This is a genomic window from Ectothiorhodospira sp. BSL-9 (assembly GCF_001632845.1).
Taxonomy (GTDB): Bacteria; Pseudomonadota; Gammaproteobacteria; order Ectothiorhodospirales; family Ectothiorhodospiraceae; genus Ectothiorhodospira.
On sequence record NZ_CP011994.1, the window covers coordinates 1,375,506 to 1,396,007 of the forward strand.

Consider the following 20,502-nt stretch of genomic DNA (forward strand, 5'->3'; position numbering starts at 1 on the left):
CGAGTTTGTGGTTGGAGCAACAAGAGCCCGGTGAGTCGAGAGGCTCACGCCGGGTTCTGTGAGCGGCCGAGGGGGCAGTTCCCTCGGCCGACTCGACCGTCCGGTTTGATAGAGTATTTAAAACACCCTGGGGGCGAGAGAGGAGCGCCCAAGATGCCGCGATATCCTGACGAACGCAGAGAAGCCGCAGTAGCCAAGCTATTGCCCCCGTACAACCTCTCGCCCCGGGAGGTGGCGGAGCAGGAAGGGGTTTCCATTGCCACGGTGTACAAGTGGCGCAAGGAGGCCCGAGAACAAGGCCGCTGTCTTCCCCAGGCCACCGGGGCCGGTACTGAAGCTTGGTCATCCAAGGACAAGTTCTCCGCAGTGGTGGAGACAGCCGGGATGAACGCCCAGGAGGTGGCGGAGTATTGCCGTTCCCGGGGTTTGTATCCGGAGCAGTTACAGGTGTGGCGCCACGACTGTGAACAGGCAGCCGGCTTGGCGAGCCAGGACCGCCGCCGTGAAGCCCAGGAACTCAAGGACCACAAGGCCCGCGTTCGTGAGCTGGAACGGGAGCTCAGACGCAAGGAGGCCGCGTTGGCGGAGACAGCGGCACTGCTGACACTGTCAAAAAAGGCCGCCGCGATCTGGGGGGACGAGGAAAAATGATCAGCACCGCAGATCGCCGCAAAACCGTTGAGTTGATCGATCAGGCCCGGGCCAAGGGGGCAAGGCTGACACCCGCCTGCGAGGTGGCCGGTATCTGTGCCCGCACCTACCAACGCTGGACCGCGCAGGACAACCTGGGGGAGGATCGCCGCCCTTTCGCGGATCGGCCAAGGCCGGCCAATGCCCTGAGTCCTGAGGAAGAGCAAGCGATCCTGGACGTATGCAATCGGCCCGAGTACGCGTCCCTGCCACCGGATCAGATCCTGGTGCGCTTGCTGGACGAGGAAGATCGCTATCTGGCCTCGGTGTCCACGTTCTACCGGGTGCTGCGCCGTCACGGCCAGGTGGCTCACCGGGGGCGTGCCAAGGCCCCCCGCCGCAGCAAGCCACCGACCACGCATCAGGCCCATGCACCTAATCGGCTTTGGGTCTGGGACTGCACCTGGCTGCCAGGCCCAGCCCGGGGGACGTTCTACTACCTGATCATGATCCTGGACGTCTTCAGCCGCAAGGTCATCCGGATTAATGCATGGGGCCATATCGAGGGGCGCGGAGTTCACCGGTCCCAGGATGAGGATACCCCAACGGTACGCCGAGATCCTCGAGCTGAAACCTACCGCGTACATTCACCCCTGAGCGCTCAGTGGCTCGGCCGTATTCAAGGCCCGCTCCAGGTCGAAAAGAGCAGGGTTGCCGAAGTACCCATCGATCGCGAATAATCTGCCCTCACGGGCAAGGGGGGCGAAAAGGTCGAGGTAGCTATCGCGCACCTCAGGATTCGTTCTTATCCCGGGGTTCCACACGTAGATCTTGGGACTATAGTCATTCTTCGCAAGTGCAAGGGCCAGGAAGTGACGAAAGTAGAGATCGGATTGAGGTAAGGAGTACCCGATGAACACAATCCGTCGAACATTGCGCAACCCCCGAAGAATGAAACTCCATTGGTCCTGATACGCAGCTTTCGTGGACTGTTTGCGCCATGTCGGTGGGACGATGGCCATCATTTTTCCGTCGGACCACGTCGTAGTTGATCGCTCTGCCGTAAGTATCTGCGCCGAATCAATCCATACATCCGTGTTCCATTTATGTTTGCCCTTTTCGTACCGCAATCGCTCACAATTTTCTTCGTTTAATTCCGCCTCCACACGTTCCAAATCCTGACAATTGTGTTTATTTTCCGACCGTTCGGTATCGACCCAACATAGCCCACCATGCGGTCGTGCGACACGAGGTGTGGACACATAAAAATCATCACTTGAATCCCGATACCAAGGAGGAATCTTTTGACCATCATCCCATAAATTTAGATAACAGAGCGCACGATCCAGGGCCAGATCCCAATTGAACTGAATGAAAAGAGGACGACTTTCGTCGGAGTCCTTATGAGACGCTAGGCAAAGGTAAGCAAGCAGGTTGGTATATGAAGAACCCTGATCCCAGGCTCGAATGGTCTCCGTCGAGCTTTCGCGCTTCACCATATCCAAACAATTCACACCGGGAAAACGTTTGGGATGCGATTGGAAATCTGAACCGGCGTTTATTGCTATGCGGAAAATCGCTCTATTCAGCGCCTCGCGCGCATCTCGCGCCAAACTTTCCATGGGGTCCGGTGCGAGCCCGAACTCATCGTCCCGAGAAGAGGGCTGTTCGTTTTTCCGGGGAGCCGTTCCAGCTGCCTCAAGATCAACCGCGAGGTCGACCATGCCGTAGAGTTCCTCAATGTTGAGCATCTGGGTGCGCACATAGGCTCCCGATGGCTTAATTGTTTGTAAGAACTGCCTGATGTTCAGTAGGTGTTTCTCTCCCTCTTTGTTTGCTAGGGTTTCGTATACCTTGTCCATGAAAGCCGGCATGGGCGGCACACCCAAGCCGACGGAGCAACCGGCACCCACCACTATCGCGGTATATGGTTCCTTAGTCATGTAAGCCTCCGTGTTGAGCCTCTCCGAACAAAACCTCTAGCCAGGCGAGTCCATTTTTGGATAAATCATACGCATGACCACGCATATCATGCGCCGCACCGCGCATCTTCAGCACTCGCATGTAGCGCATGAGGTCACCACTTGGGTAACGATGGTAGTCGAGCTGAATTACCCCCGAGGCGAGGTAGCGCTCCTCGGTCCCAAGAAACAGGGGATGCCCGCGCAGAGTGTTATGCTCCGTCCTACGCGCTTCACACGCCATCATTGTAGTTACCTGCTGTTCCTCCAACCAGCGCACCAGATTCAGCATATGCAAACGCCGTGGCGACGCTTCCCCAAGGATACCTCCAGCGGCGGGCGAAGGGACCGAATTACCGGAAACTGCCTGTAGTTGTGCACAAGGATGCAACAATGCACTGAGGGAATCCAAGGCCAAAACACGCTGGGGCCATTCCCGGAAAGTAGCCAAAAGCATTGCCAAGAGATCCTTAAGCAGACGGACCCGCTCCGATGGGTCCGCCACAGGCGGTGTGATAAGGGTAATCAGGCGCGGCCGACCCACTTCTCGAGATGACTCGGAATCCCTCGGTTTAACAAAGAAATCATCGGGGTTCTGCAACAGATCTTCGAGGGAGAGGGCGGCTCCGTTTTCTTCATGGGCATACCAGCAGCGGCTCGGGTCTTGGTTTTGTGCACCGCAAGACGCGAGGTGTAGTTCCCGCTGTCGAGGGTTAGGCCGCGCGTCCGTACCTTCTTCGTTATCTTTGTCAAGCCTCGGATATCTCAGCATATCCTCCAGTCGCCCACTGAGCAGTGAGGTGGCATCAATGAACACATAAACATCGTCATCGGAACCAACAGCGCCTTTTCCTCTGCCGTTGTGAGGTCCATCCGTCGGATCAACGGTGGATTCGAGCATCGCCCCATGATGTTCCAACATCCGCGAAAACGGGTTTTCCAGCGACACAAAGATGCGCAAGTATCTAGAGTGTCCGTTCTCGTCGTTTTGCTCGGTTCGTATTCCGTACATATCCTTGCCATACTCACTTCCCGCTCCACGCATTTGTCCCTGAGGCTGAAAGAGGCGATCAAAAGCTTCCCATTGCCAGTCCTCAGGCGAGCCACCTTGGCCCTGGGAAGCCAGCCTGAGTGCATTGTTTACCAGCCGGGCGCGTTGAAAGAACGAAAGGAGCAGCATGGTTTTACCGGTACCCGGATCACCAACAATGGCCACCGTGTTCCCTTTTGGAATGCCGCAGGACTGCCTACCATCTACCATAGTCTACTTCCATTCGTTCAGTTTCGCATTTTGACTTATGAAACGGATGTAGCGACTGCAACGCCTGCCGTCGATGTGGCCTGCGTATGGCAATCACCGGATTCGAACCCAGCCCGGGGGCTGACGAGCCGGAACCCCTTCACCGAATCCGTGTTCAGTCCCAGTCGAAGGATGGTTCGATCCACCCCGGCTTGGGTGGCTGACATTGGCTCTCCCCGCAGATTAAGCGATGTGTTCACGACTAGAGGCCAGCCAGTGGCCATGTCCAATCGTCTCAGTAATTCGTGAAACTCCGGCTGTAGGTGGGCATGCACTACTTGCAGGCGGACACTGCCATCTTTGTGCAACAGGTGCGCTAACCGTTGTTGCCAGATGGCGCGCGGACTCACAGTCACCAACATGGTCCGTACCAGAGAGCGCGCGGAATCGGGAATATCGAACATCTCATCTGCACGTTCGGCCAATACGGATAACGCAACCGGCTCGTAAGCATACCGCCCCTTAAGGCGGTTGATCCGCTGTACGATATCCCTATCCCACGAGGGACCAAGGAGCGAACGTGCCCCTAGGGCGCGGGGGCCGAACTCGCAGCGCCCGATAGCCCAGGGCGCGCAATCACCAGCGAGCAGACGTTGTACCACTGACTTAGCGCTGCTCAGCCCATTTTGCCGATATGCATCCGTGTGCGGTGCTTCCGCATGCAGTCTGGGACCACTGAACACAACAAGGGCAGCGTCTTGCTGTGGTACGGGCCGTTGGCAAAGTTGTGTATGAACCTGCCATGCTGCACCCAGTGCGGTGCCCGCGTCGTGTGACGCGGGTCCGGCATGGATGCTCCGAAACAGCCCAGATCGCGCGAGCTTTTCGTTTGCTCGACAATTCAGCGCCACCCCGCCACCGTAGGCAAGATTAACCGAACCATATCGTTGTCGGATTTCCTGTCCAAGCTCTAAAAGCACGGTCTCCGTGGCGTGCTGAATGGCGTGGGCAATGGAGGGGCCCTGCGAACGCGTCTGGCGTCCGAACCGCCGCCGAAGCCCCGCGAAGTCGTCGGGATATTCGAGGCGAAAGATGTCCTGATCCACGATCAGTCGGCCATCGCGTACCTGCAGGGCATCGGCAAGATGGCTATGTACCGCGTGGTCCGCATCCGTACCAGCCCCTTGCGCCAATCCAGCGAGCGCCATCACTTTGGATGCATCGTATTCGGTGAGGTCAAGGAACCGTGCCACTTTTTCCCACGCCAGGCCCAGGGAGTCCGGGAAAAAGGACTGTGCGTCAAGATGCAGCGACCGCCGATCACCCCAGCCGATGGACACCGTGGCACCCTCGCCAATGCCGTCCATCACCAAGATCGCCGCTTCGTCGAATGTCGACGTTCCCATCGCATACCACCCGTGAGCTTCGTGGTGGGGCACAAACACGAAGTCCGTACGCTCGCCCAATGGTAGCTCATCAGGAACTCTGGCCAAACTCTGTTGAAAAAGTGCCTCGCCCTCCGGGTGTCCGAAGCAGTCGGGGATTCCATCCGTGCCCAGACAGGCATGACTTTGGCGCAAATGAGGATCCAGGGAATAGGCAACGGCAGTGATCGAGGCCCAGTCAATTCGGGCGGCATCCAAACATGCATTGATCGCTCGCCAGGGTAGTTCATCCGCGTTATCTACGCGCACCACCTTGCCATGCTTGGGGCCGCCGAGGCGTTCCTCTTCCACCGACATCACAAGCTCGCCATCCGCGATCAGCGCTGCAGCGGACTCATGGTAGGCACAATTGATTCCCAGGATGTACTGAGGCTGACTCATGGGGCAGCACACGAACTTGTACTATCCGTTTTCTGCATCGACATCCTTGGCAACGGAAAGGTCGTGACGAAACAACCTTGTGCCGATTCCTTTGCTAATTCGCCCCTAGTCTCCCTTTCCAGACTTTGTATATCCTGATTACCCTTATCGCGCAGATAATTGAACTGCCAGATCGGCAGATACAGTCGAGCCCCCGGCAATTCCGCCTCACGGGGCAAGGCTTCGACATGCAACCGGGGAATCCGCAAACCGCCGTAATGATACGGTGTCAGCACGATGATCCCATCGAAGAATGATTCCAGATAGCTGGCTTGGGCGGGCTCCATGACCCCTTCCTGCAAAACTGCGAAGAATAGGCCATCTTGATCGGCAACACGCATATCGCTGTTCCCACTCTGTCTCTCGTCCTGTGTCCAGATATCCTGCAACATCGTCTTCAATAGCGCAGCAGTCTCCGCTAGCCCGAGATTGCGATATAGATTGCTTAGCGAATGCAGCAGGAAGACGTTTAAGTCGTCGTTGGTTTTCGCCTGCCCGGCTTGGCGGAAGAACCGGTAGGTCCGCATCGGGTTCCCTGCTCCGATGATGGATTGGGACCACCACTTGGGAGAGGTATTATAATTCCGACCTTCACTTTGATTTTCGTCAGAAAACAAGATGCATGGCTGCTCGTTTTCTGGGAACTCACCATATGTATCGAGCCAGTAAGCAAGTTCCGGGAGGTAGGCGCCTGGTAACGACTGACGTCGTACCTTTCCTACAAAATCACCCGCCATCTGGATTGAATTGCTTCCTTCTGCGCCAAGCGCTTGGAGCAGGTTACTGCGTTCGTCATCAATGAACATTGCAATCAGGTTGGTCCCACTTTTCCGGTCAGTCTCACTCGATAACAAATCCTCTGATTTGTTTATTGCCCGGGTGCCGAAGAGAATCTCGCCGAGCAAGGGGTAAAGCTCGGTGATGCGGAGACTTGAACGGATGATATAGGCGTGGCCGCTCGGGAGGCAGCGTCCATCGGCCACCAAACCCGGCATGGTCGGACGAATCCCGGGTGGTGGCTCCTTTGCATTAGCTGATCCGGTTTTGGATTCAGTTACGTTGCCGTTTTCCATTGCCATCTTACCCCATCGCTCTTGGTGCTGGATAAAACCAGACCACCGTCGAAATTTCCGCCCTGAACCTACGCTCTTTTAGAGATTCGCACTCGCAGCGTGCTGCCGTGTGCTCCGTTCGATCCAGTGTAGATCCACCACCCCCTCATGAACCAGTTCAGCCAATTCCGGCAACGCACTCCAAAGCCTATGTTCGATTCTCTTGCGCGATCTCACCAATCGCCCCACGATTTCGATCGTCGGGCGAAAAGCACCGGCAAGATGCGGGGCCGAAGGACGCCCGGGCATATCCTTGTAGCGAAACCGGAGTCCGGGTTCGAGTTCCTGTAGAAGCTGGGTAAGCTGATTTACATCAAGTTTCACCGCACGCGGCAGATTCAGACTCGTAGCGATGCGGCCCGAGAGATGCACGCGGGACTGTGCGCTGCCACATGCACACTGTGCCCGCTCCACGCGCCCGATGTCGCCGCTGCGGTAGCGCAGCATCGGCATACGCGTCTGCATGAAACTCGTCAGCACGAGTTCGCCTTCCTCTCCCTCGGGAACCGGCTGGTCACAATCGGGGTGGAGCACCTCGACGCCCGTGGCATCCGGCCAGTAGTGATAACCGTCTCGAACCGCGCATTCAGAACCCACGACGCACTCGGAGAGACCGTAGGCGTCGTAGACGAAGGCACCGAAAGCCGCCTCGATGCGATGGCGTTCTTCGTGCAGGAGCGTTTCGCCCGTGGTTTCGATCAGTTCAAGGCGCGGGCCGCGATAATGGAGCGCCCAGGCCGAGAGCACACTGGGCGTACTGGAGATCACAGTGGGACGAATCTGTTCCGCCATGTGCTGCCAGGCAGCCACGCCTCCGTGCAGGTCGACCGGAAACACTTGCGCGCCCGCACGACGATGGCCATCCACCGTAATGCGTCCCACGGTCCACAAGCCCATGGGTAGTAGCACCATAACCCGGGAATCCCTACCCACCCCTTCAAGTCGGGCAAAGCGGGCACAGAGTTCGGCTACCCGCCCCAGATCCTCCACACTGTAGCGCACCAGCTTCGGCCCACCCGTGGTACCGGACGTATGGAAAAGCATGTCAGGACCAGCGCTGGCGTCATCCGACCTCAGTTTTGGGGAAGTGAGTGTCGGAAGAGACTGCCACGCCCTGTCCCCGAAACATTCTATTCCTTTAAAATTCCACCCCCGGTAGATCGGGCTAACCGCTGCCTGCTTCAGCAACTGACGAAGGGTTAGCATAGGCTTACAGCCCCCAAGGGGCTTCCGTGATCTCGAGCCGGCGCTTCGCGCGTGACGGTGCCTCGCGCACACGGACGTGCAGCTCCAGCAGACCACCGTGAGCGACATCCCCGATCTCGATTGAGGAGAGAACAAACCGATCGCGGATTTTTTCAGGATGCGGCAGCGGCCGACTGGCACCCAATTCGATCAGCAGCTGGTCCCGGGGTGCGCAATGTCGCAAGTTAAACATGGCCTCGTGGATCGGCATCCCCAGTGTATCCAGAAAGTGATCAATCTGGGCACGCGTTATCTTGACGCCGCCAGCGAGAGTGAAAGCGTGTCCATGGCGACCAAGGTACCGGAAACACCGAGTACCGGACGCGTCTTCCAAGAGTTCTGCCCGATCCCCCAGCGGATAACGCAACACGGGCTGAGCAAGGCCGTAGCGACGCGTAAGCAGAAGTTCACCGACTCCCGAGTCTCGTACCGTACCGTCTGCATCCCGCACCTCCAGATGGATGCGATCCGGATTCCAGCGGAACACCCCTGCCATCCCCGTTTCGAAACCGAGCACGGCTTCGCTGGCCGCGAACAAAGCTCGCGGCGATGCGCCAAAGCGCTTGGCAAGAGCCGAACGCAGCATCGGCGGCACCGCCTCACCTACAAGTAAGATACGCTCGACTTGCCGCTGCCCAGGAAGTTCGCTCAGAAGCCACGCTACCGAGGGGGTCGTAACCAGCACGTTGACGCGTGTCTCCTCCATCAGGCGCGTGGCCGCAGGAAGATAGGGCGCATAGAGGCCAACTGGCAGCACGCTCGCGCCGAGGCTCAGCAGGGCATCGGTGAGATTGTCTCCGGAAAACCAGGGACCGAAAGGCAGTAGCACCGCAGCATGATCTCCTGCGGCGACACCCAGCGCAGCGAGACACTCCGCACGATGTGCGGTTGTTTCCTGCCAATCGTCAGCGGAAAACAATACAGGTTTTGGGTTGCCAGTAGTTCCGCTGGTAAAGAAGCCGAGGCTGGGGCGAGCCTCCTTTACACGCGCCGGCTCGGTGTTCAGGCTAGCAGTAGGGATATCCCGCCAAGCGTGCACCGCACGAAGCCGATTTTCGAACCGTGGATCCGAGCGCAACCGCCCCAGCAATTCGGAAGCCCACGCAGGACCCCGAACCGTTACTCTGGATTGCACTGGGCCTTGGCGCTGCGTCACTGGGTAGAACTCCTGTCGGTGGACTATTGGCCTGCGGCCCGAAGGCGGCCATAGTAATTCTCGACGAAACCGGCGGCAACATCGAGTTGCTCCTGTAGCCGCCGGCACCAGGGCCGCGCATCCCTGCGACGCAGGTCGTGCTCGTGGAACGCATGATCTGGAGCCGCGCGCAGGCGCGCCGCCCGTGCGCGGTAGGCAACGTCGTCTTGGTTGCGCACTAGGTCGATAATACAGGCGTGGATCGCCTCGGTGACTGCATCCGTCGTTTGGCGGTGCGGGTTGGTCAGCAGATTGCAGCGCGGCCGAGGATCGGACTCCAGCCCGCCGAGGAACCAGTCGAAAGGGGTCACCGGTCGGCTTCGCACTGGCCGAAAGGCAAGCAGTCGATCTGCAAGGTCGAGGAGGAAATAGGGCTCGGGAAGCCGATAAAGTCCAACCTCATGCAGCAAATCCGGCAACGTATAGGCCTGAAGATTCGGGACCATCACGTTGGCAAACAGGCCCAGCTTTTCCAGGAACATCAAGCTGTTCGTTGTCTGTTCTAGGATCTCTGCGACTGTCAGGAAGGTCGCACCCGCGAAGACGAATACTCCGGGGTCCAGTCCATAGACCTGAGCCACCTTCATTGCTTTGATGAAGCTGGTGCGCGGCAGATCTTTGGCGAATCCCACGTTGCGCAGAAAATCGTTCTCCGCCTCGAACCCAACATTGATCACCGCGTCCAAGGAGCGAAGCAGAGGCGCGAGATCCCGCAGTTCGCCGCTACGTTCCACATTCAATATATGTTCTGCCCGACACTCCAGCATGAGATGAAGGTTGACACCCCTTTCCTCCTGGAACGTCAACAGTCGTTCGAGAATCATCTTGCGCTGGATTGGCGGTACCTCAGCGTCGCGGAAAAAGCTGCTCTCTCCCGCGAGTTGAAGCATGTACCACGGACGTCGCGGGGCGCTGCGCAGCCGATATCCCGGCAGTCGCCCACTGGCCTCGGCGACGAAAAGATCGTCGAACCGTTCCAGAAGCCATTCCAGTTGCCGGGGAAGGCTTGCATACTGGGCTTCGCGGGTTAGCCCTGCAGGGTGAGCTCGTGCCGAATAGCTGCAGGGCCCACAGAAACCGAGCACATACTTGTCGCAAGGAACACTGCGGAAAGCAATGATGGGGTAACGCCCACTCGGGGCATGGTCCCAATAGATGTCGGGACGTTGCGGCGCACCGGCCAGTGGTGCCGTAGCACGTTCGTGGCGCAGGCGCCGTTTCCGCAACTCCCGCGTCAAGGCGAGGGCGCGGTCGAGAAGTTGCTCGCCGTCGGCCGTACCGTCATCCACGGCTGACAGGAAAACGCCGTTCCCCGCCAGCGCCATCAGGCCCAGCCCTCGGAATCTGCCATCCTGCTCAGTTCGTCGGCGGGGATCAGGGTCGGGTCGATGCCGAGTTCCGCAGCCAAGAATTGGTACTCCGCCAGTACCCGCTCTGCAAGCGGCGCCGGCGCACTAATGCAGCTCTCACTGGCGCGGTAGTCATCACGGCAGCCACAGGGGGATATGGCTCGGATATGTTCGAACTCCCCCGTCTGATTCCAGAAATTCAGTGCCCCTTTCACGTGATCGGTACATACTTCGCATGTACGTGCGTAAAGTCGGGGCGGCACCGGTGCGTGGCTGATACCCTTGATTTGCACTGCGCGCCGATAGCGCTCGGGAAGCCGCTCAAGCAATTCGACGGCACGCCAGAGACTAGACAGTCGGTAGCGTCCCCGTTCCGCCAAATAGCCGGTCAGGCAAAAATCGACCATGTTCGTGACCATCAAAAAAACGTAATCGGCGCCGTGATCGACGGCGAATCGGATGGTGCGTATCGCGTCGTCGATGTCCTCGCACGCGGTCATAAACGGCTTGCCGAGCAGCACGTAGCAGTCGAACGAGAAGCCCTGCGCCTGCAGCAGCGTGAAGGCTTCCAGATAGTCCTCGCGCCGCCGGCCCTTGTTGATGCAGAATTGCTGCACAAAATCGTCGCTGCTCTCAAGGCCAAAGGAGATGGAAACCGGATGCGGCCCCTGCCCCGACGCGGATTCCGGCGAGAACGCATCTACCATTGTGCGGAGCCGCGGAACAGTAATGTACTCGGGACGGGTCTCGATCACGAGAAACTGGAAGCCCGCTTCGCGCAGCATTCTCAGCAGGACCGGGCGCACTTCGTCCGACACCTCTGCTCGGTCGAGAAAACTCCCATTGGAAGTGAACACCAACGTCGGATACACCACCGGATTGAGACGGTTGATCGCGTCACGTGTCTGCGCGACCAACTGCTCATCGGTAACCAGAGCACGGTTTGCGCCCAGATGGTAACCGCACATCACGCAACCTGCGGATACCGACCATCTGCAGGGATTCGTCCGTAGCGTTACCAGCGGCATAACGTAAGGCCCTTGGCGTGGGTCGTTTGCTCCGTGCAGACGGACCTCCTCGTAATAAATATCAGTGTGCCAGGGATCAGGCTCCGCAGCCGTAATCTCCCGCCGCAGCACAGCCTGCATGACGTGGTTAAGAAAGCGGTTACCGCGTCGGGCAGTAAGCCCACAAGGCACTGGGGTTTCGGTCGAAACCGCTACCCGAACGATCCCCACGGCTCTGTCGTTCATCACCCCCCCTCAACGTTCGAGGAACGTATCCTGACGCAAACGGCGCCCATGATAGCATGCATCGCCGCAACCCCATGATGCACTAAAACCTGTCAATTGCGGCATATGTAGACGTTGGAGTTGAGCGGATCGCTGCGCTCGACCTGATGGAACTGTGCTGAATCCGTGGCAAACCTCGCCTGCCGGCGTGAAATCCGCCCCGGCAGGCACGCGATCCCGCGGGGGATGCTGTGACCGGTGGCCGGCCGGCGTTTAGAGTACCTGATGGCGGTCATCCATGAAATTTCAGCCTTTCCAAGCAGAAGATGGGGGGTGATTTCCGGGCCCAGAGCCACAGGGGTCCGCACCGCCTGAGGTCCAGGCCGCGCAAGAGGGGTCGAGTTGTGAGCCGCCGTGTCCCGCTATCCGGAAGCGCGGCCTGGAGCTCTGCGTGAGCCCCTCCGCTCGAAGGCAGAAAAGCCGGGACAGTGCGCGCCAAAGCGCAGCCAGACCTGACGGCGTGGTGAACCATTGCTGCTGGCAGGCTGATCTACTCCTTAAACGCCGTACCGATGCGATGGGGCTTGGTGGGATGGCGCACGGGCGAGTCATCGCCGATCAACCCTGCGGGCCGATCCAGCGCAGGACGTTGTACCCGTAAGTGCCCGCCGCCATGTCCAGGGTGTTGGTATCGAACTTACCGGAGGGGAGGCGCTCCAGGTCCCGTTCGGCGGTCCCAGGGCCGAGTGCTGCCAAACCGTGGAACATTTTCGGTTCCTCGTCCGACCCGGCAGCCACGCCTGCCTGGCTAAAAGGGACATGGAGATACTCCGAGCTTATTCTGAGTCTGTTCCCCGGTCAGAGTGGAGACCCGAGCCGGGTGCGGTGTTGTTTCCCAGATTATTCCCCGCCCCTTTTCCCACGCAGATCCTGGCTGCAGGCCGAGGCTTTTCCCGGATTATGGCCTCGAGTGAAGGATTCCTGGAAGGTGAACGGATGCGGGAGAGCGTAGGCGCGAGCCTTTGGTGACTCGCGCCCGGGAGAGGGTTCAGAAGGGATCCTGCTCGTCGTCGAACAGGGAGGTCTGGCGCAGGTTGACGGATTGACGCTCGGCGGCCATGGCCTCGTGCAGGGCGATGGCGTAGCGGTGGCCGATGTGCTCGGTGAGGATTTCCAGCAGTTCCCACACAGCCAGGACCTGTTCCGGGGTCCAGTGAGCCGGCAGGGGGATGATGAGGGTGTGATGGTGGGTCATGGTCGCAACTCCTCCAGGGCGGTCTGCAGGTGGTCGGCGCTGACTGAGGTGGACCCCAAGATTCGGACCAGGGGTTAAGCTCTGATCATTCCGACAGGAGAATCTGATCATGAGCAGGAAACGCAAGCAATACAGCGCCGACTTCAAGGCCAAGGTGGCCCTTGAAGCCCTCAAAGGGGAACAGACCACCTCGGAGCTGGCAGCCCGCTTCGAGATCCATCCGACCATGGTGAGTCAGTGGCGGCGTGAGTTGCTGGACAAGGCGACGGGGATCTTCGAGGGCAAGGGTGGGGGCAAGGCGGCCCAGAAGACTCAGGAGGAGATCGACACCCTGTACCGTGAGATCGGCAAGCTGACGGTGGAACGCGATTTTTTATCACGCAGGCTCGGTCGTTGAGCCGGGCCCAGCGACAGGCCCTGGTGGAGCCGCAGGCGGTTGATGTCAGCGTCCGGCGACAGTGTCAGTTGCTCGACATCAGCCGTTCTTCGGTGTACTACCGGCCCAAGCCGACCCAGGATAGCGACCTGGAGCTGATGCGCCTGATTGACGAGGAATACCTGCGAAGGCCGTTCTATGGTTCGCGGCGGATGAGGGCCTACCTCAACCGCTTGAGCCACCCGGTAAACCGCAAGCGAGTCCAGCGGCTGATGCGCCAGATGGGCCTGCACGCCGTGTATCCGAGGCCGCGCACCAGTCGACCGGGCGAGGGCCACCAGATCTATCCCTACCTGCTGCGGGATCTGGTGATCGATCGTCCCAACCAGGTCTGGGCGACCGATGTGACGTTCATCCCGATGGCCCGGGGGTTCATGTACCTGGTGGCCATCATGGACTGGCACAGTCGTCGTGTGCTCTCCTGGCGTGTGTCGAACACCCTGGACACCGACTTCTGCATTGATGCCCTTGAGGAGGCTCTGGCACGCCATGGGCGACCCGAGATATTCAACACGGACCAAGGCTGCCAGTTCACCAGCAAGGCGTTCACCCAGGTGCTGAAAGACCACAAAATCCAGATCAGCATGGACGGTAAGGGCTGTTACCAGGACAACATCTTTGTGGAGCGGCTCTGGCGCAGCGTGAAGTACGAGTGCGTCTACCTGAAGGCCTTTGATAATGGCGTCCACTTACGCCAGGATCTGAAGCAGTACTTCACCTGGTACAACGCCGAGCGGCCCCATCAGGGGCTGGACGACGCAACACCGGATGAGGTTTACTTCAACCAACCTCTGACTCGGGCGGCCTGACGCCTGAGAGCTACAACCCCGGTTAGAGCTTAACCCCCCTGTCAGGTGGTCCAGTGGATGGGGTCCACTTCAGACCCGGTGGACCTGATCCTGGGCGGCGCAGGTCAGGGCGTAATGGGCCAGGCGGCCGACGGGGCGTGGCATGCCGTGGGTGGCCTGGTAGAGGCCTTCGATGGCCTCGGGTTCGAACAGGGGCAGTTCGCAGCCGACCCGGCGCAGGCGGTGGGCCAGGTAGTCGGGCAGTTCCTCGCGGCTGAGTCCTCCCAGGTGATGGCGCACGACAAGGCGCTGGGCCAGGGACTCATGCACCGCCATGCCCAGGCGCCGGCGCAGTTCGGTGAGGCCGACGAACAGCAGGCACAGGCGGGGATCGGAGTCCATGGCGTAGTTGGTGAGCAGGCGCAGATCCTCCAGGACATCGTTGCGCAGGTGATGCGCCTCGTCGATGATCAGCACCGGTAGCTGCTTGCTCTCCAGGGTGAGCCGGGAGATCTCGGCGCGCACCTGGCGGAAGGCGCTGGCGCGGTTGCGTTCGGTGGGCAGGCCCAGTTCCCAGGCGATGGACTTGTACATGTCCATGACGTTGCCGGTGGTCAGGGGGATGTAGAAGGTGCGGTAGAGCCCCGAGTGCAGGGTGCTGGTGATGCGCCGGCAGGCGGTGGTCTTGCCGCTGCCAGCCTCGCCGGTGAGCAGGCCGATGCCGCGCAGACGCAGCAGGTGTTTGAGCCGGGCCTGAGCCTCGCGCAGTGTCTGGGACTCGAACAGATCTTCACTGTTCACGTTGGGTTCGAAGGGGTAGTCGGTCAGGCCGAAGTGCTTGCGGTACATGGCCTCAGTCCTCCGCCGACTCGGCGTCGAAGTGCCGCCAGTGCATCCCTGAGGGGTTGGGTTGCGGGGCCTGATCTTCGCTGCGGGCCTCGCGCGAGGGCGTGTTGCGCTTGACGAAGCAGTTGGCATACAGATCCACGGGCCTGGCGGTTTCCACATACCGGCCCTGATGGACGATCTGCACGGTGCGTCGGGTCGCGCCAGGGTCGTAGCGCAGCGTGACGCGCTCACCGATCAGGGCGGCATCCACTTCGTAGATCACGCCATCAAGGCTGACGGTACGGTCCTTGTGGACCTTGCGCACCGCCTCGAACAGGCACAGGTCCTCCAGGTCCATCCCCGGGTCCAGATAGCGCACCTGGTCACCGTCCTGGGCCCAGCGCTCCAGGGGCGTCATCCCGTCCAGGCCGCGATGGGGGTTGTGGTGATACTCCCCTTCAACCCAGGCCCACAGGCGCCGGTTGAGGGCCTCCAGGCTGGCGGTATCCTCGGGTGTGAGGGTGTTCAGCAGCTGGGCCCGTAGGGTCCTGAAAAACCTTTCAATTTTACCCTTCCCCTGAGGGCGATAGGGGCGCGCGTGGATCAGGGCAATGCCCAGCTTGGCGCAGACCAGGGCTAGGTGGTGGGAGCGGTAGTTCGCGCCGTTATCGACGTTATGTGCCGAGTCCGGTTATGTGGCCGGGGTGGCTGACCGTCAAGGGTGTCGAAAACTCGTTTTCTGACTCGCCACATAACGCCAGGCCGGGAAAGGGTGATGATGACAGTTCCATTCCTTGTTGGAGCGGTTGTCATGTTAGAACGGTATTTTTCGAAGCCTGAGTCGGTCGACCGTATCCGAGCCTGCTGGCTCGGCGCGGCCATTGAGGACTATGAAGTGGTCCAATTGTAGCGGACACCCCGTTAAGCCTCGTAGGCTATGCATCGGAGGTGTTCATGAGCAAGAAGGCACGACGTCGATACACGGCGGAATTCAAGGCTGAGGCAGTGGCGTTGGTTGAGCGCCAGGGATATGGCGTGGCCGAGGCTGCCCGGTCCCTGGGCATCAATCGCAGCCTGTTGGATCGCTGGTTGCGCAAGGAGCGCGAGAGGCAAAATCCCCAGCATGACCAGCCGGAGGGTCAGGCCGAGGAGTTGGAGCGCCTCAGGGAAGAGGTTCGTAAGTTACGGATTGAAAAGGAAATATTAAAAAAGGCAGCGGCCTTCTTCGCCAAAGAGTCGAACTGAGATATGAGTTCATCCAGGAGGAGAAGGCCAACTTTTCAGTGGTGGATTTATGTCGGGTCATGCAGGTCAGTCGCAGCGGTTACTACGCATGGCGTCAGCGAGGACCCGATCCAGACCGGATCCGGCGGCTGAACATGGTTAAGAGCATCCACAAACGTAAGCGCGGCAGTTATGGGAGCCGACGGATGGCAAAGGAACTGCAGCGGCGTGGAGAGCCTGTAGGACGCGCTCAGGCCCGCAGCCTGATGCGCGAGGCCGGGGTGGAAGCGCGGCAGCGACGACGCTGGCGGGCCACCACGGATAGTAACCATGGGTACCCGGTGGCGCCGAATCGATTGGAGCGGCGCTTCCAGGTGTCGGAACCCAATTGTGCTTGGGTGGCGGATATCACCGCCGTATGGACGTTTCAGGGCTGGCTTTATCTTGCCGCGATCCTGGATCTTTACGACCGGCAAGTGGTGGGCTGGGCCATGGCCGATCACATGCGGGCTGATCTGGCACTGTCGGCCCTGGAGATGGCTGTGGGGCGCCGTCAGCCATCCTCGGGACTGATCCACCATAGCGACAGGGGTAGCCAGTACGCATCGCGTGTGTACCGCCAGCGCCTGGAGAAGTACGAGATGGTGGCCTCCATGAGCAGGAAAGGTGACTGCTGGGACAACCCCCCGTGCCAATATGACCTGCGACACCTACCCCCGAGAGATCAGTGAGCAAAGAGGTAGGTATGATGAAGATCAACCCGCAGTCGAAGGTACCCATGCACGCACAGAACGTTCCTTCCGATCCGGGCGCATTGCAAGGAGCCCGTAGGGCGACTGAAGATGCGCCCGGATCGACACCGGCGCCGATCCCGCCCGGCAGCGATTCCGAGGTGGTGCCGCGTGCGCGCCGCCGCACCTTCACCAACGCCGACAAGCGCCGCATTCTACAGGCTGCTGACCGATGCACCCGGCCCGGAGAAATCGGCGCGCTGATGCGCCGCGAGGGCGTGTACTCATCGTCCCTGAGCACTTGGCGGCGCCAGCGTGAGGCCGCAGACCTGGCGGCACTGGCGCCCCAAAAACGCGGCCCCAAGGTGGACGCTGGCGCGCGCATTGATGCACAGCAGATTGCCCGGCTGACCCGTGAGCGCGACACGCTGCGCGTCGAACTCGACAAAGCGCGCCTGGTGATCGAGGTCCAAAAAAAAGTTACTGCGCTGCTGGATCTGCTGGCCACCACCGACAAGCACGGGAACACCTGATGGCCGCTGCGTTGGAACTCACCCCCTCGCTCGGCGTCGGCGCGGCATGTCGCGCCATGGGCCTTGGGCGTGGCGAGCCTGAACGCCACAAAGCCCGCGTGCACCGGCGCACGGTCATGGGGCCGGCCCGGCCGCGGGCACCTCGGCCTCCGCCGCCTATGGCCCTGGATGCCAACGAACGGCGGACGGTCCTGGACACCCTGAACAGCGAACGCTTCGCTGATACCGCGCCGGCGGCCGTGCACGCCACGCTGCTCGACGAGGGCGTCTACGTTGGCTCAGTGCGCACCATGTACCGGCTACTGGCGGCCAACGGCGCCAGCGGCGAGCGGCGCAACCAACTCACGCACCCGGTCTATACCAAGCCCGAACTGCTGGCCACGGCGCCCAACCGCGTTTGGTCGTGGGACATCACGAAACTCAAGGGGCCCGCGAAGTGGACCTGCTTCCATCTCTACGTGATCCTGGACATCTACAGCCGCTTCGTCGTGGGCTGGCTCATCGCCCCCCGGGAGTCCTCTGAGCTCGCCCAGCAGCTCATCGCCGACACGGTGGCGCGGCACAACGTTGAGCCCGGCATGCTGACCCTGCACGCCGACCGGGGTGCGGCCATGCGCTCCAAGCCGGTCGCCAGCCTGCTGGTCGACCTCGATGTCGTCAAGAGCCACAGCCGACCTCACGTCTCGGACGACAACCCGTTCTCCGAGTCGCAGTTCAAAACCATGAAGTATCGGCCCGGATTCCCTCAGCGCTTCGGCTGCATCGAGGACGCACGAGCCCACTGCCAAACCTTCTTTGCCTGGTACAATGCCGAGCACCGCCATAGCGGCATCGGCTACATGACCCCGCACAGCGTCCACTACGGCTTGGCCGCCGACCTTCGAGTCATCCGCCAGGTCACGCTTGACGCCGCATTCCTGGCCAACCCCAACCGGTTCAAGAGCATGCGGCCCCGACTGCCGCCGATGCCGACCGCCGTCTGGATCAACCCGCCACCTGAGGAGAAAACACCCCCCAGTGAACCCGTAGCCTGCACACTAAATTAACGTCCCCGGGTGTCGCAAAACCATTGACACGTTCCGCAATGCGGTCATGGAGCGCTTCTTTGGTTCACTGAAAAGCGAGTGGCTGGCCGACCAGCGTTACCTCAACCGTGAGCAGGCCCGGCAGGACATCGTTCAGTACATCGAGATGGAGTACAACAGCGACCGACTCCACTCGTCCCTGGGGTACATCACCCCACAGCAACACTTTTTAGCGGTTGCTGCTTAATCTGTGTCCGCTACGACTTGACCAGAACACTACGTCGACGATTTGAGCGAGCGTGGCTATGCACCGGGTAGTATTACGCGTCGCGTACCGGTGCTGATGAACTTCGCTGCCTTTGCCGCCCAGAACGGGGCCGCCTGCCCGGACGACCTACCGGCGCATGTCGATCCTTTTGTGCAGATGTGGCTCCACACCCGCGGCCACCAAGCAGAGGGCAGAAGCCGTCGCGGCGGATTGTCCAGCTTCGCCGACGAACTACGCCGTCCCATTCTCCAGTTATTGCGTCGTCTGCTACCGGAGAGGGGGTTCTCACGGACGGTTCGGCCGCTGCCATTTGCCGAGACCGTGCCGGATTTCTTTGATGCATTACACGAGGAGCGAGGGCTGCGCCCGTCGACGCTCCAGCTTTACGCGAGCCATCTGCGCCTCCTCGAGCGCTTTCTGCAGCGCCAGGACGGGATTGACCTCCAGACGCTCTCGCCAAGCGAACTGGAGGCCTTCATGCGCGAGTGCAGTGCAACGCAGACCCCCGCATCGCTGGCCCCCCTGTTCTCTCATCTACGCATCTTCCTGCGCTACCTGCACCGGGAAGGGTTGCTAAACGTTGACCTGAGTGTGCATGTCGACGGCCCGCGTCATTATCGACTCGCCACGCTGCCGCGGGCTATCAACTGGGATGACATCACTCAGTTGCTGGCAGCCGTGGATCGGCGCAGCGCCGTTGGCAAGCGCGACTATGCCTTGCTGGTTTTGCTGACCACCTACGGACTGCGTGCCCGTGAGGTGGCCGCCCTGACCTTGGAGGATATTGATTGGGTGCACGAGCGGCTGGCGGTTCCAGCGCGCAAGGGTGGGCATGCCAGCGCCTATCCGCTCTCGCCAGGGGTCGGCGAGGCGCTGGTGGAGTACCTCCAACATGGCCGGGCGACGAGTAACCAGCGTGCTGTTTTTCTTCGCATGCCGGCGCCGCACGACCCGATGACTCATTCGGCCATCAGTGAATGCGTAGGCAAAAGAATCAAGCGTGCCGGGATCGCTGTTGCACGCCCAGGCTCGCATACCCTGCGCCACAGCTGCGTGACACGGCTGGTGGAGAGGGGATTTTCCTTGAAGGCCATTGGCGACTATGTGGGACACCGCCATCCGAAGTCGACGCAGATCTACACCAAGCTTGATCTTGAGGCGCTGCGTGAGTTGGCCCTTGGTGACGGGGAGGTATTGCTATGACAACGTTGCGCAGTCCGCTCACCGGGCCCACGCATGAGTTCCTCGCCCACCACCGCGCTTTGGGAAAACGCTACGACAACGAGGCGGCCGCCCTGCAACTGCTTGATCATTATGTACTCGATCAGCAGGTCGAAACCCTGGAGGCGATCACGCCGGCGCTGCTCGACGCCTTCCTGGATTCGCGCCCCCGCGCATCGGCGCGCAGCTACAACCATCTGCTCAGTGTGCTCCGGCGTTTCTTCCGCTGGCTGGACCCTGAGGTATCCCCACGTTTTCGCAGGCAGAATTCCTTGTGAAACAGTGGGATAAGAGGAGGTAGGGGTGGACATGCACCGGCAAGATCGTGATTCTTTAAGGTTACGAAGCCGAAAAAGAAGCACGA

18 protein-coding genes and 3 pseudogenes are annotated in these 20,502 nt (G+C 60.3%); 8 read left to right on the top strand and 13 right to left on the bottom strand.

The window, feature by feature from the left end; all coding sequences use genetic code 11:
- The first annotated feature begins 153 nt into the window (after positions 1 to 153).
- Complete coding sequence (locus ECTOBSL9_RS06485; protein ID WP_063464381.1) at positions 154 to 651, top strand: transposase; 498 nt, start codon at positions 154 to 156, stop codon at positions 649 to 651.
- Positions 648 to 1,370, top strand: a complete 723-nt coding sequence (locus ECTOBSL9_RS16910) for a helix-turn-helix domain-containing protein (RefSeq protein WP_156500058.1) — start codon at positions 648 to 650, stop codon at positions 1,368 to 1,370. Before ECTOBSL9_RS06485 ends, ECTOBSL9_RS16910 begins: the two co-directional genes overlap by 4 nt.
- On the opposite strand, the gene ECTOBSL9_RS16455 is transcribed toward ECTOBSL9_RS16910, so the two are convergent.
- The 10 genes from ECTOBSL9_RS16455 to ECTOBSL9_RS06530 form a co-directional block, all read right to left on the bottom strand.
- Positions 1,278 to 2,573 (bottom strand): hypothetical protein, encoded by a 1,296-nt coding sequence (locus ECTOBSL9_RS16455; protein ID WP_082829778.1) that lies wholly within the window; start codon positions 2,571 to 2,573, stop codon positions 1,278 to 1,280. The two genes, ECTOBSL9_RS16910 and ECTOBSL9_RS16455, sit on opposite strands and share 93 nt — an antisense overlap.
- Positions 2,566 to 3,807, bottom strand: coding sequence for an ATPase domain-containing protein (locus ECTOBSL9_RS06495; RefSeq protein ID WP_168161539.1), 1,242 nt, complete (start codon positions 3,805 to 3,807; stop codon positions 2,566 to 2,568). The genes ECTOBSL9_RS16455 and ECTOBSL9_RS06495 overlap by 8 nt, the downstream gene beginning before the upstream one ends.
- 80 nt (positions 3,808 to 3,887) lie before the next feature.
- Positions 3,888 to 5,657, bottom strand: coding sequence for a carbamoyltransferase C-terminal domain-containing protein (locus tag ECTOBSL9_RS06500; RefSeq protein WP_063464383.1), 1,770 nt, complete (start codon positions 5,655 to 5,657; stop codon positions 3,888 to 3,890).
- Positions 5,654 to 6,769 (bottom strand): hypothetical protein, encoded by a 1,116-nt coding sequence (locus ECTOBSL9_RS06505; protein WP_156500059.1) that lies wholly within the window; start codon positions 6,767 to 6,769, stop codon positions 5,654 to 5,656. Before ECTOBSL9_RS06505 ends, ECTOBSL9_RS06500 begins: the two co-directional genes overlap by 4 nt.
- A gap of 78 nt (positions 6,770 to 6,847) precedes the next feature.
- On the bottom strand, positions 6,848 to 8,122 hold the full coding sequence (locus ECTOBSL9_RS06510) for a phenylacetate--CoA ligase family protein (protein ID WP_082829779.1): 1,275 nt from the start codon (positions 8,120 to 8,122) through the stop codon (positions 6,848 to 6,850).
- A complete protein-coding gene (locus tag ECTOBSL9_RS16460; protein WP_371259006.1) occupies positions 8,019 to 9,317 on the bottom strand; it encodes an AMP-binding protein in 1,299 nt (432 codons plus the stop codon). Before ECTOBSL9_RS16460 ends, ECTOBSL9_RS06510 begins: the two co-directional genes overlap by 104 nt.
- Complete coding sequence (locus tag ECTOBSL9_RS17150) at positions 9,233 to 10,573, bottom strand: hypothetical protein (RefSeq protein WP_063464387.1); 1,341 nt, start codon at positions 10,571 to 10,573, stop codon at positions 9,233 to 9,235. Before ECTOBSL9_RS17150 ends, ECTOBSL9_RS16460 begins: the two co-directional genes overlap by 85 nt.
- Positions 10,573 to 11,565, bottom strand: coding sequence for a radical SAM protein (locus ECTOBSL9_RS06525; RefSeq protein ID WP_063464388.1), 993 nt, complete (start codon positions 11,563 to 11,565; stop codon positions 10,573 to 10,575). Before ECTOBSL9_RS06525 ends, ECTOBSL9_RS17150 begins: the two co-directional genes overlap by 1 nt.
- Positions 11,566 to 12,447: 882 nt before the next feature.
- Positions 12,448 to 12,597: a hypothetical protein gene (locus tag ECTOBSL9_RS16915; protein ID WP_156500060.1), complete on the bottom strand. Its 150-nt coding sequence runs from the start codon at positions 12,595 to 12,597 to the stop codon at positions 12,448 to 12,450.
- A gap of 280 nt (positions 12,598 to 12,877) precedes the next feature.
- Positions 12,878 to 13,084, bottom strand: coding sequence for a hypothetical protein (locus tag ECTOBSL9_RS06530; protein WP_063464389.1), 207 nt, complete (start codon positions 13,082 to 13,084; stop codon positions 12,878 to 12,880).
- Positions 13,085 to 13,193: 109 nt separating this feature from the next.
- Here ECTOBSL9_RS06530 and ECTOBSL9_RS06540 point away from each other — a divergent pair.
- Positions 13,194 to 14,329, top strand: a protein-coding gene (locus ECTOBSL9_RS06540; protein ID WP_371258969.1) for an IS3 family transposase whose coding sequence is annotated in 2 segments (ribosomal slippage) — positions 13,194 to 13,470 and positions 13,470 to 14,329 — 1,137 coding nt in all. Because the reading frame shifts where the segments join, the coding sequence is not laid out codon by codon here.
- A gap of 69 nt (positions 14,330 to 14,398) precedes the next feature.
- Here ECTOBSL9_RS06540 and ECTOBSL9_RS06545 read toward each other — a convergent pair.
- From ECTOBSL9_RS06545 to ECTOBSL9_RS17820, 3 genes and pseudogenes are all read right to left on the bottom strand, one after another.
- The gene (locus ECTOBSL9_RS06545; RefSeq protein WP_063464390.1) at positions 14,399 to 15,157 is read right to left on the bottom strand and encodes an ExeA family protein; all 759 of its coding nucleotides are present in this window, start codon (positions 15,155 to 15,157) and stop codon (positions 14,399 to 14,401) included.
- 4 nt (positions 15,158 to 15,161) lie between these two features.
- Positions 15,162 to 15,554 (bottom strand): Mu transposase C-terminal domain-containing protein, encoded by a 393-nt coding sequence (locus tag ECTOBSL9_RS17445; protein ID WP_063464391.1) that lies wholly within the window; start codon positions 15,552 to 15,554, stop codon positions 15,162 to 15,164.
- A 51-nt stretch (positions 15,555 to 15,605) separates the two neighbouring features.
- Positions 15,606 to 15,770, bottom strand: a pseudogene (locus tag ECTOBSL9_RS17820) (integrase core domain-containing protein); the annotation flags it as partial.
- A gap of 320 nt (positions 15,771 to 16,090) precedes the next feature.
- Between ECTOBSL9_RS17820 and ECTOBSL9_RS06560 the strand changes: the two are divergent.
- From ECTOBSL9_RS06560 to ECTOBSL9_RS06585, 5 genes and pseudogenes are all read left to right on the top strand, one after another.
- Positions 16,091 to 17,043: pseudogene (locus ECTOBSL9_RS06560) on the top strand (IS3 family transposase); the annotation flags it as partial.
- Positions 17,044 to 17,228: 185 nt separating this feature from the next.
- Positions 17,229 to 18,670, top strand: a protein-coding gene (locus tag ECTOBSL9_RS06570) for an IS3 family transposase (protein ID WP_371259018.1) whose coding sequence is annotated in 2 segments (ribosomal slippage) — positions 17,229 to 17,577 and positions 17,577 to 18,670 — 1,443 coding nt in all. Because the reading frame shifts where the segments join, the coding sequence is not laid out codon by codon here.
- A 37-nt stretch (positions 18,671 to 18,707) separates the two neighbouring features.
- Positions 18,708 to 18,896, top strand: a pseudogene (locus ECTOBSL9_RS06575) (IS3 family transposase); the annotation flags it as partial.
- 96 nt (positions 18,897 to 18,992) lie between these two features.
- Entirely contained in the window at positions 18,993 to 20,120 is a 1,128-nt protein-coding gene (locus tag ECTOBSL9_RS06580; RefSeq protein ID WP_063464394.1) for a site-specific integrase, read from the top strand.
- Positions 20,117 to 20,416 carry a site-specific integrase gene (locus ECTOBSL9_RS06585; protein ID WP_082829784.1) on the top strand — a complete coding sequence of 100 codons (300 nt, stop codon included), beginning with the start codon at positions 20,117 to 20,119 and terminating at the stop codon, positions 20,414 to 20,416. Before ECTOBSL9_RS06580 ends, ECTOBSL9_RS06585 begins: the two co-directional genes overlap by 4 nt.
- Positions 20,417 to 20,502: the final 86 nt, after the last annotated feature.

Coding starts and splice junctions, on each gene's coding strand:
- ECTOBSL9_RS06485 (WP_063464381.1), top strand. CDS start 154: ATGCCGCGATATCCTGACGAACGCAGAGAAGCCGCAGTAGCCAAGCTA.
- ECTOBSL9_RS16910 (WP_156500058.1), top strand. CDS start 648: ATGATCAGCACCGCAGATCGCCGCAAAACCGTTGAGTTGATCGATCAG.
- ECTOBSL9_RS16455 (WP_082829778.1), bottom strand. CDS start 2,573: ATGACTAAGGAACCATATACCGCGATAGTGGTGGGTGCCGGTTGCTCC.
- ECTOBSL9_RS06500 (WP_063464383.1), bottom strand. CDS start 5,657: ATGAGTCAGCCTCAGTACATCCTGGGAATCAATTGTGCCTACCATGAG.
- ECTOBSL9_RS06505 (WP_156500059.1), bottom strand. CDS start 6,769: ATGGAAAACGGCAACGTAACTGAATCCAAAACCGGATCAGCTAATGCA.
- ECTOBSL9_RS06510 (WP_082829779.1), bottom strand. CDS start 8,122: ATGTCGCTCACGGTGGTCTGCTGGAGCTGCACGTCCGTGTGCGCGAGG.
- ECTOBSL9_RS17150 (WP_063464387.1), bottom strand. CDS start 10,573: ATGGCGCTGGCGGGGAACGGCGTTTTCCTGTCAGCCGTGGATGACGGT.
- ECTOBSL9_RS06525 (WP_063464388.1), bottom strand. CDS start 11,565: ATGTGCGGTTACCATCTGGGCGCAAACCGTGCTCTGGTTACCGATGAG.
- ECTOBSL9_RS16915 (WP_156500060.1), bottom strand. CDS start 12,597: ATGTTCCACGGTTTGGCAGCACTCGGCCCTGGGACCGCCGAACGGGAC.
- ECTOBSL9_RS06530 (WP_063464389.1), bottom strand. CDS start 13,084: ATGACCCACCATCACACCCTCATCATCCCCCTGCCGGCTCACTGGACC.
- ECTOBSL9_RS06545 (WP_063464390.1), bottom strand. CDS start 15,157: ATGTACCGCAAGCACTTCGGCCTGACCGACTACCCCTTCGAACCCAAC.
- ECTOBSL9_RS17445 (WP_063464391.1), bottom strand. CDS start 15,554: ATGACGCCCCTGGAGCGCTGGGCCCAGGACGGTGACCAGGTGCGCTAT.
- ECTOBSL9_RS06580 (WP_063464394.1), top strand. CDS start 18,993: ATGAACTTCGCTGCCTTTGCCGCCCAGAACGGGGCCGCCTGCCCGGAC.
- ECTOBSL9_RS06585 (WP_082829784.1), top strand. CDS start 20,117: ATGACAACGTTGCGCAGTCCGCTCACCGGGCCCACGCATGAGTTCCTC.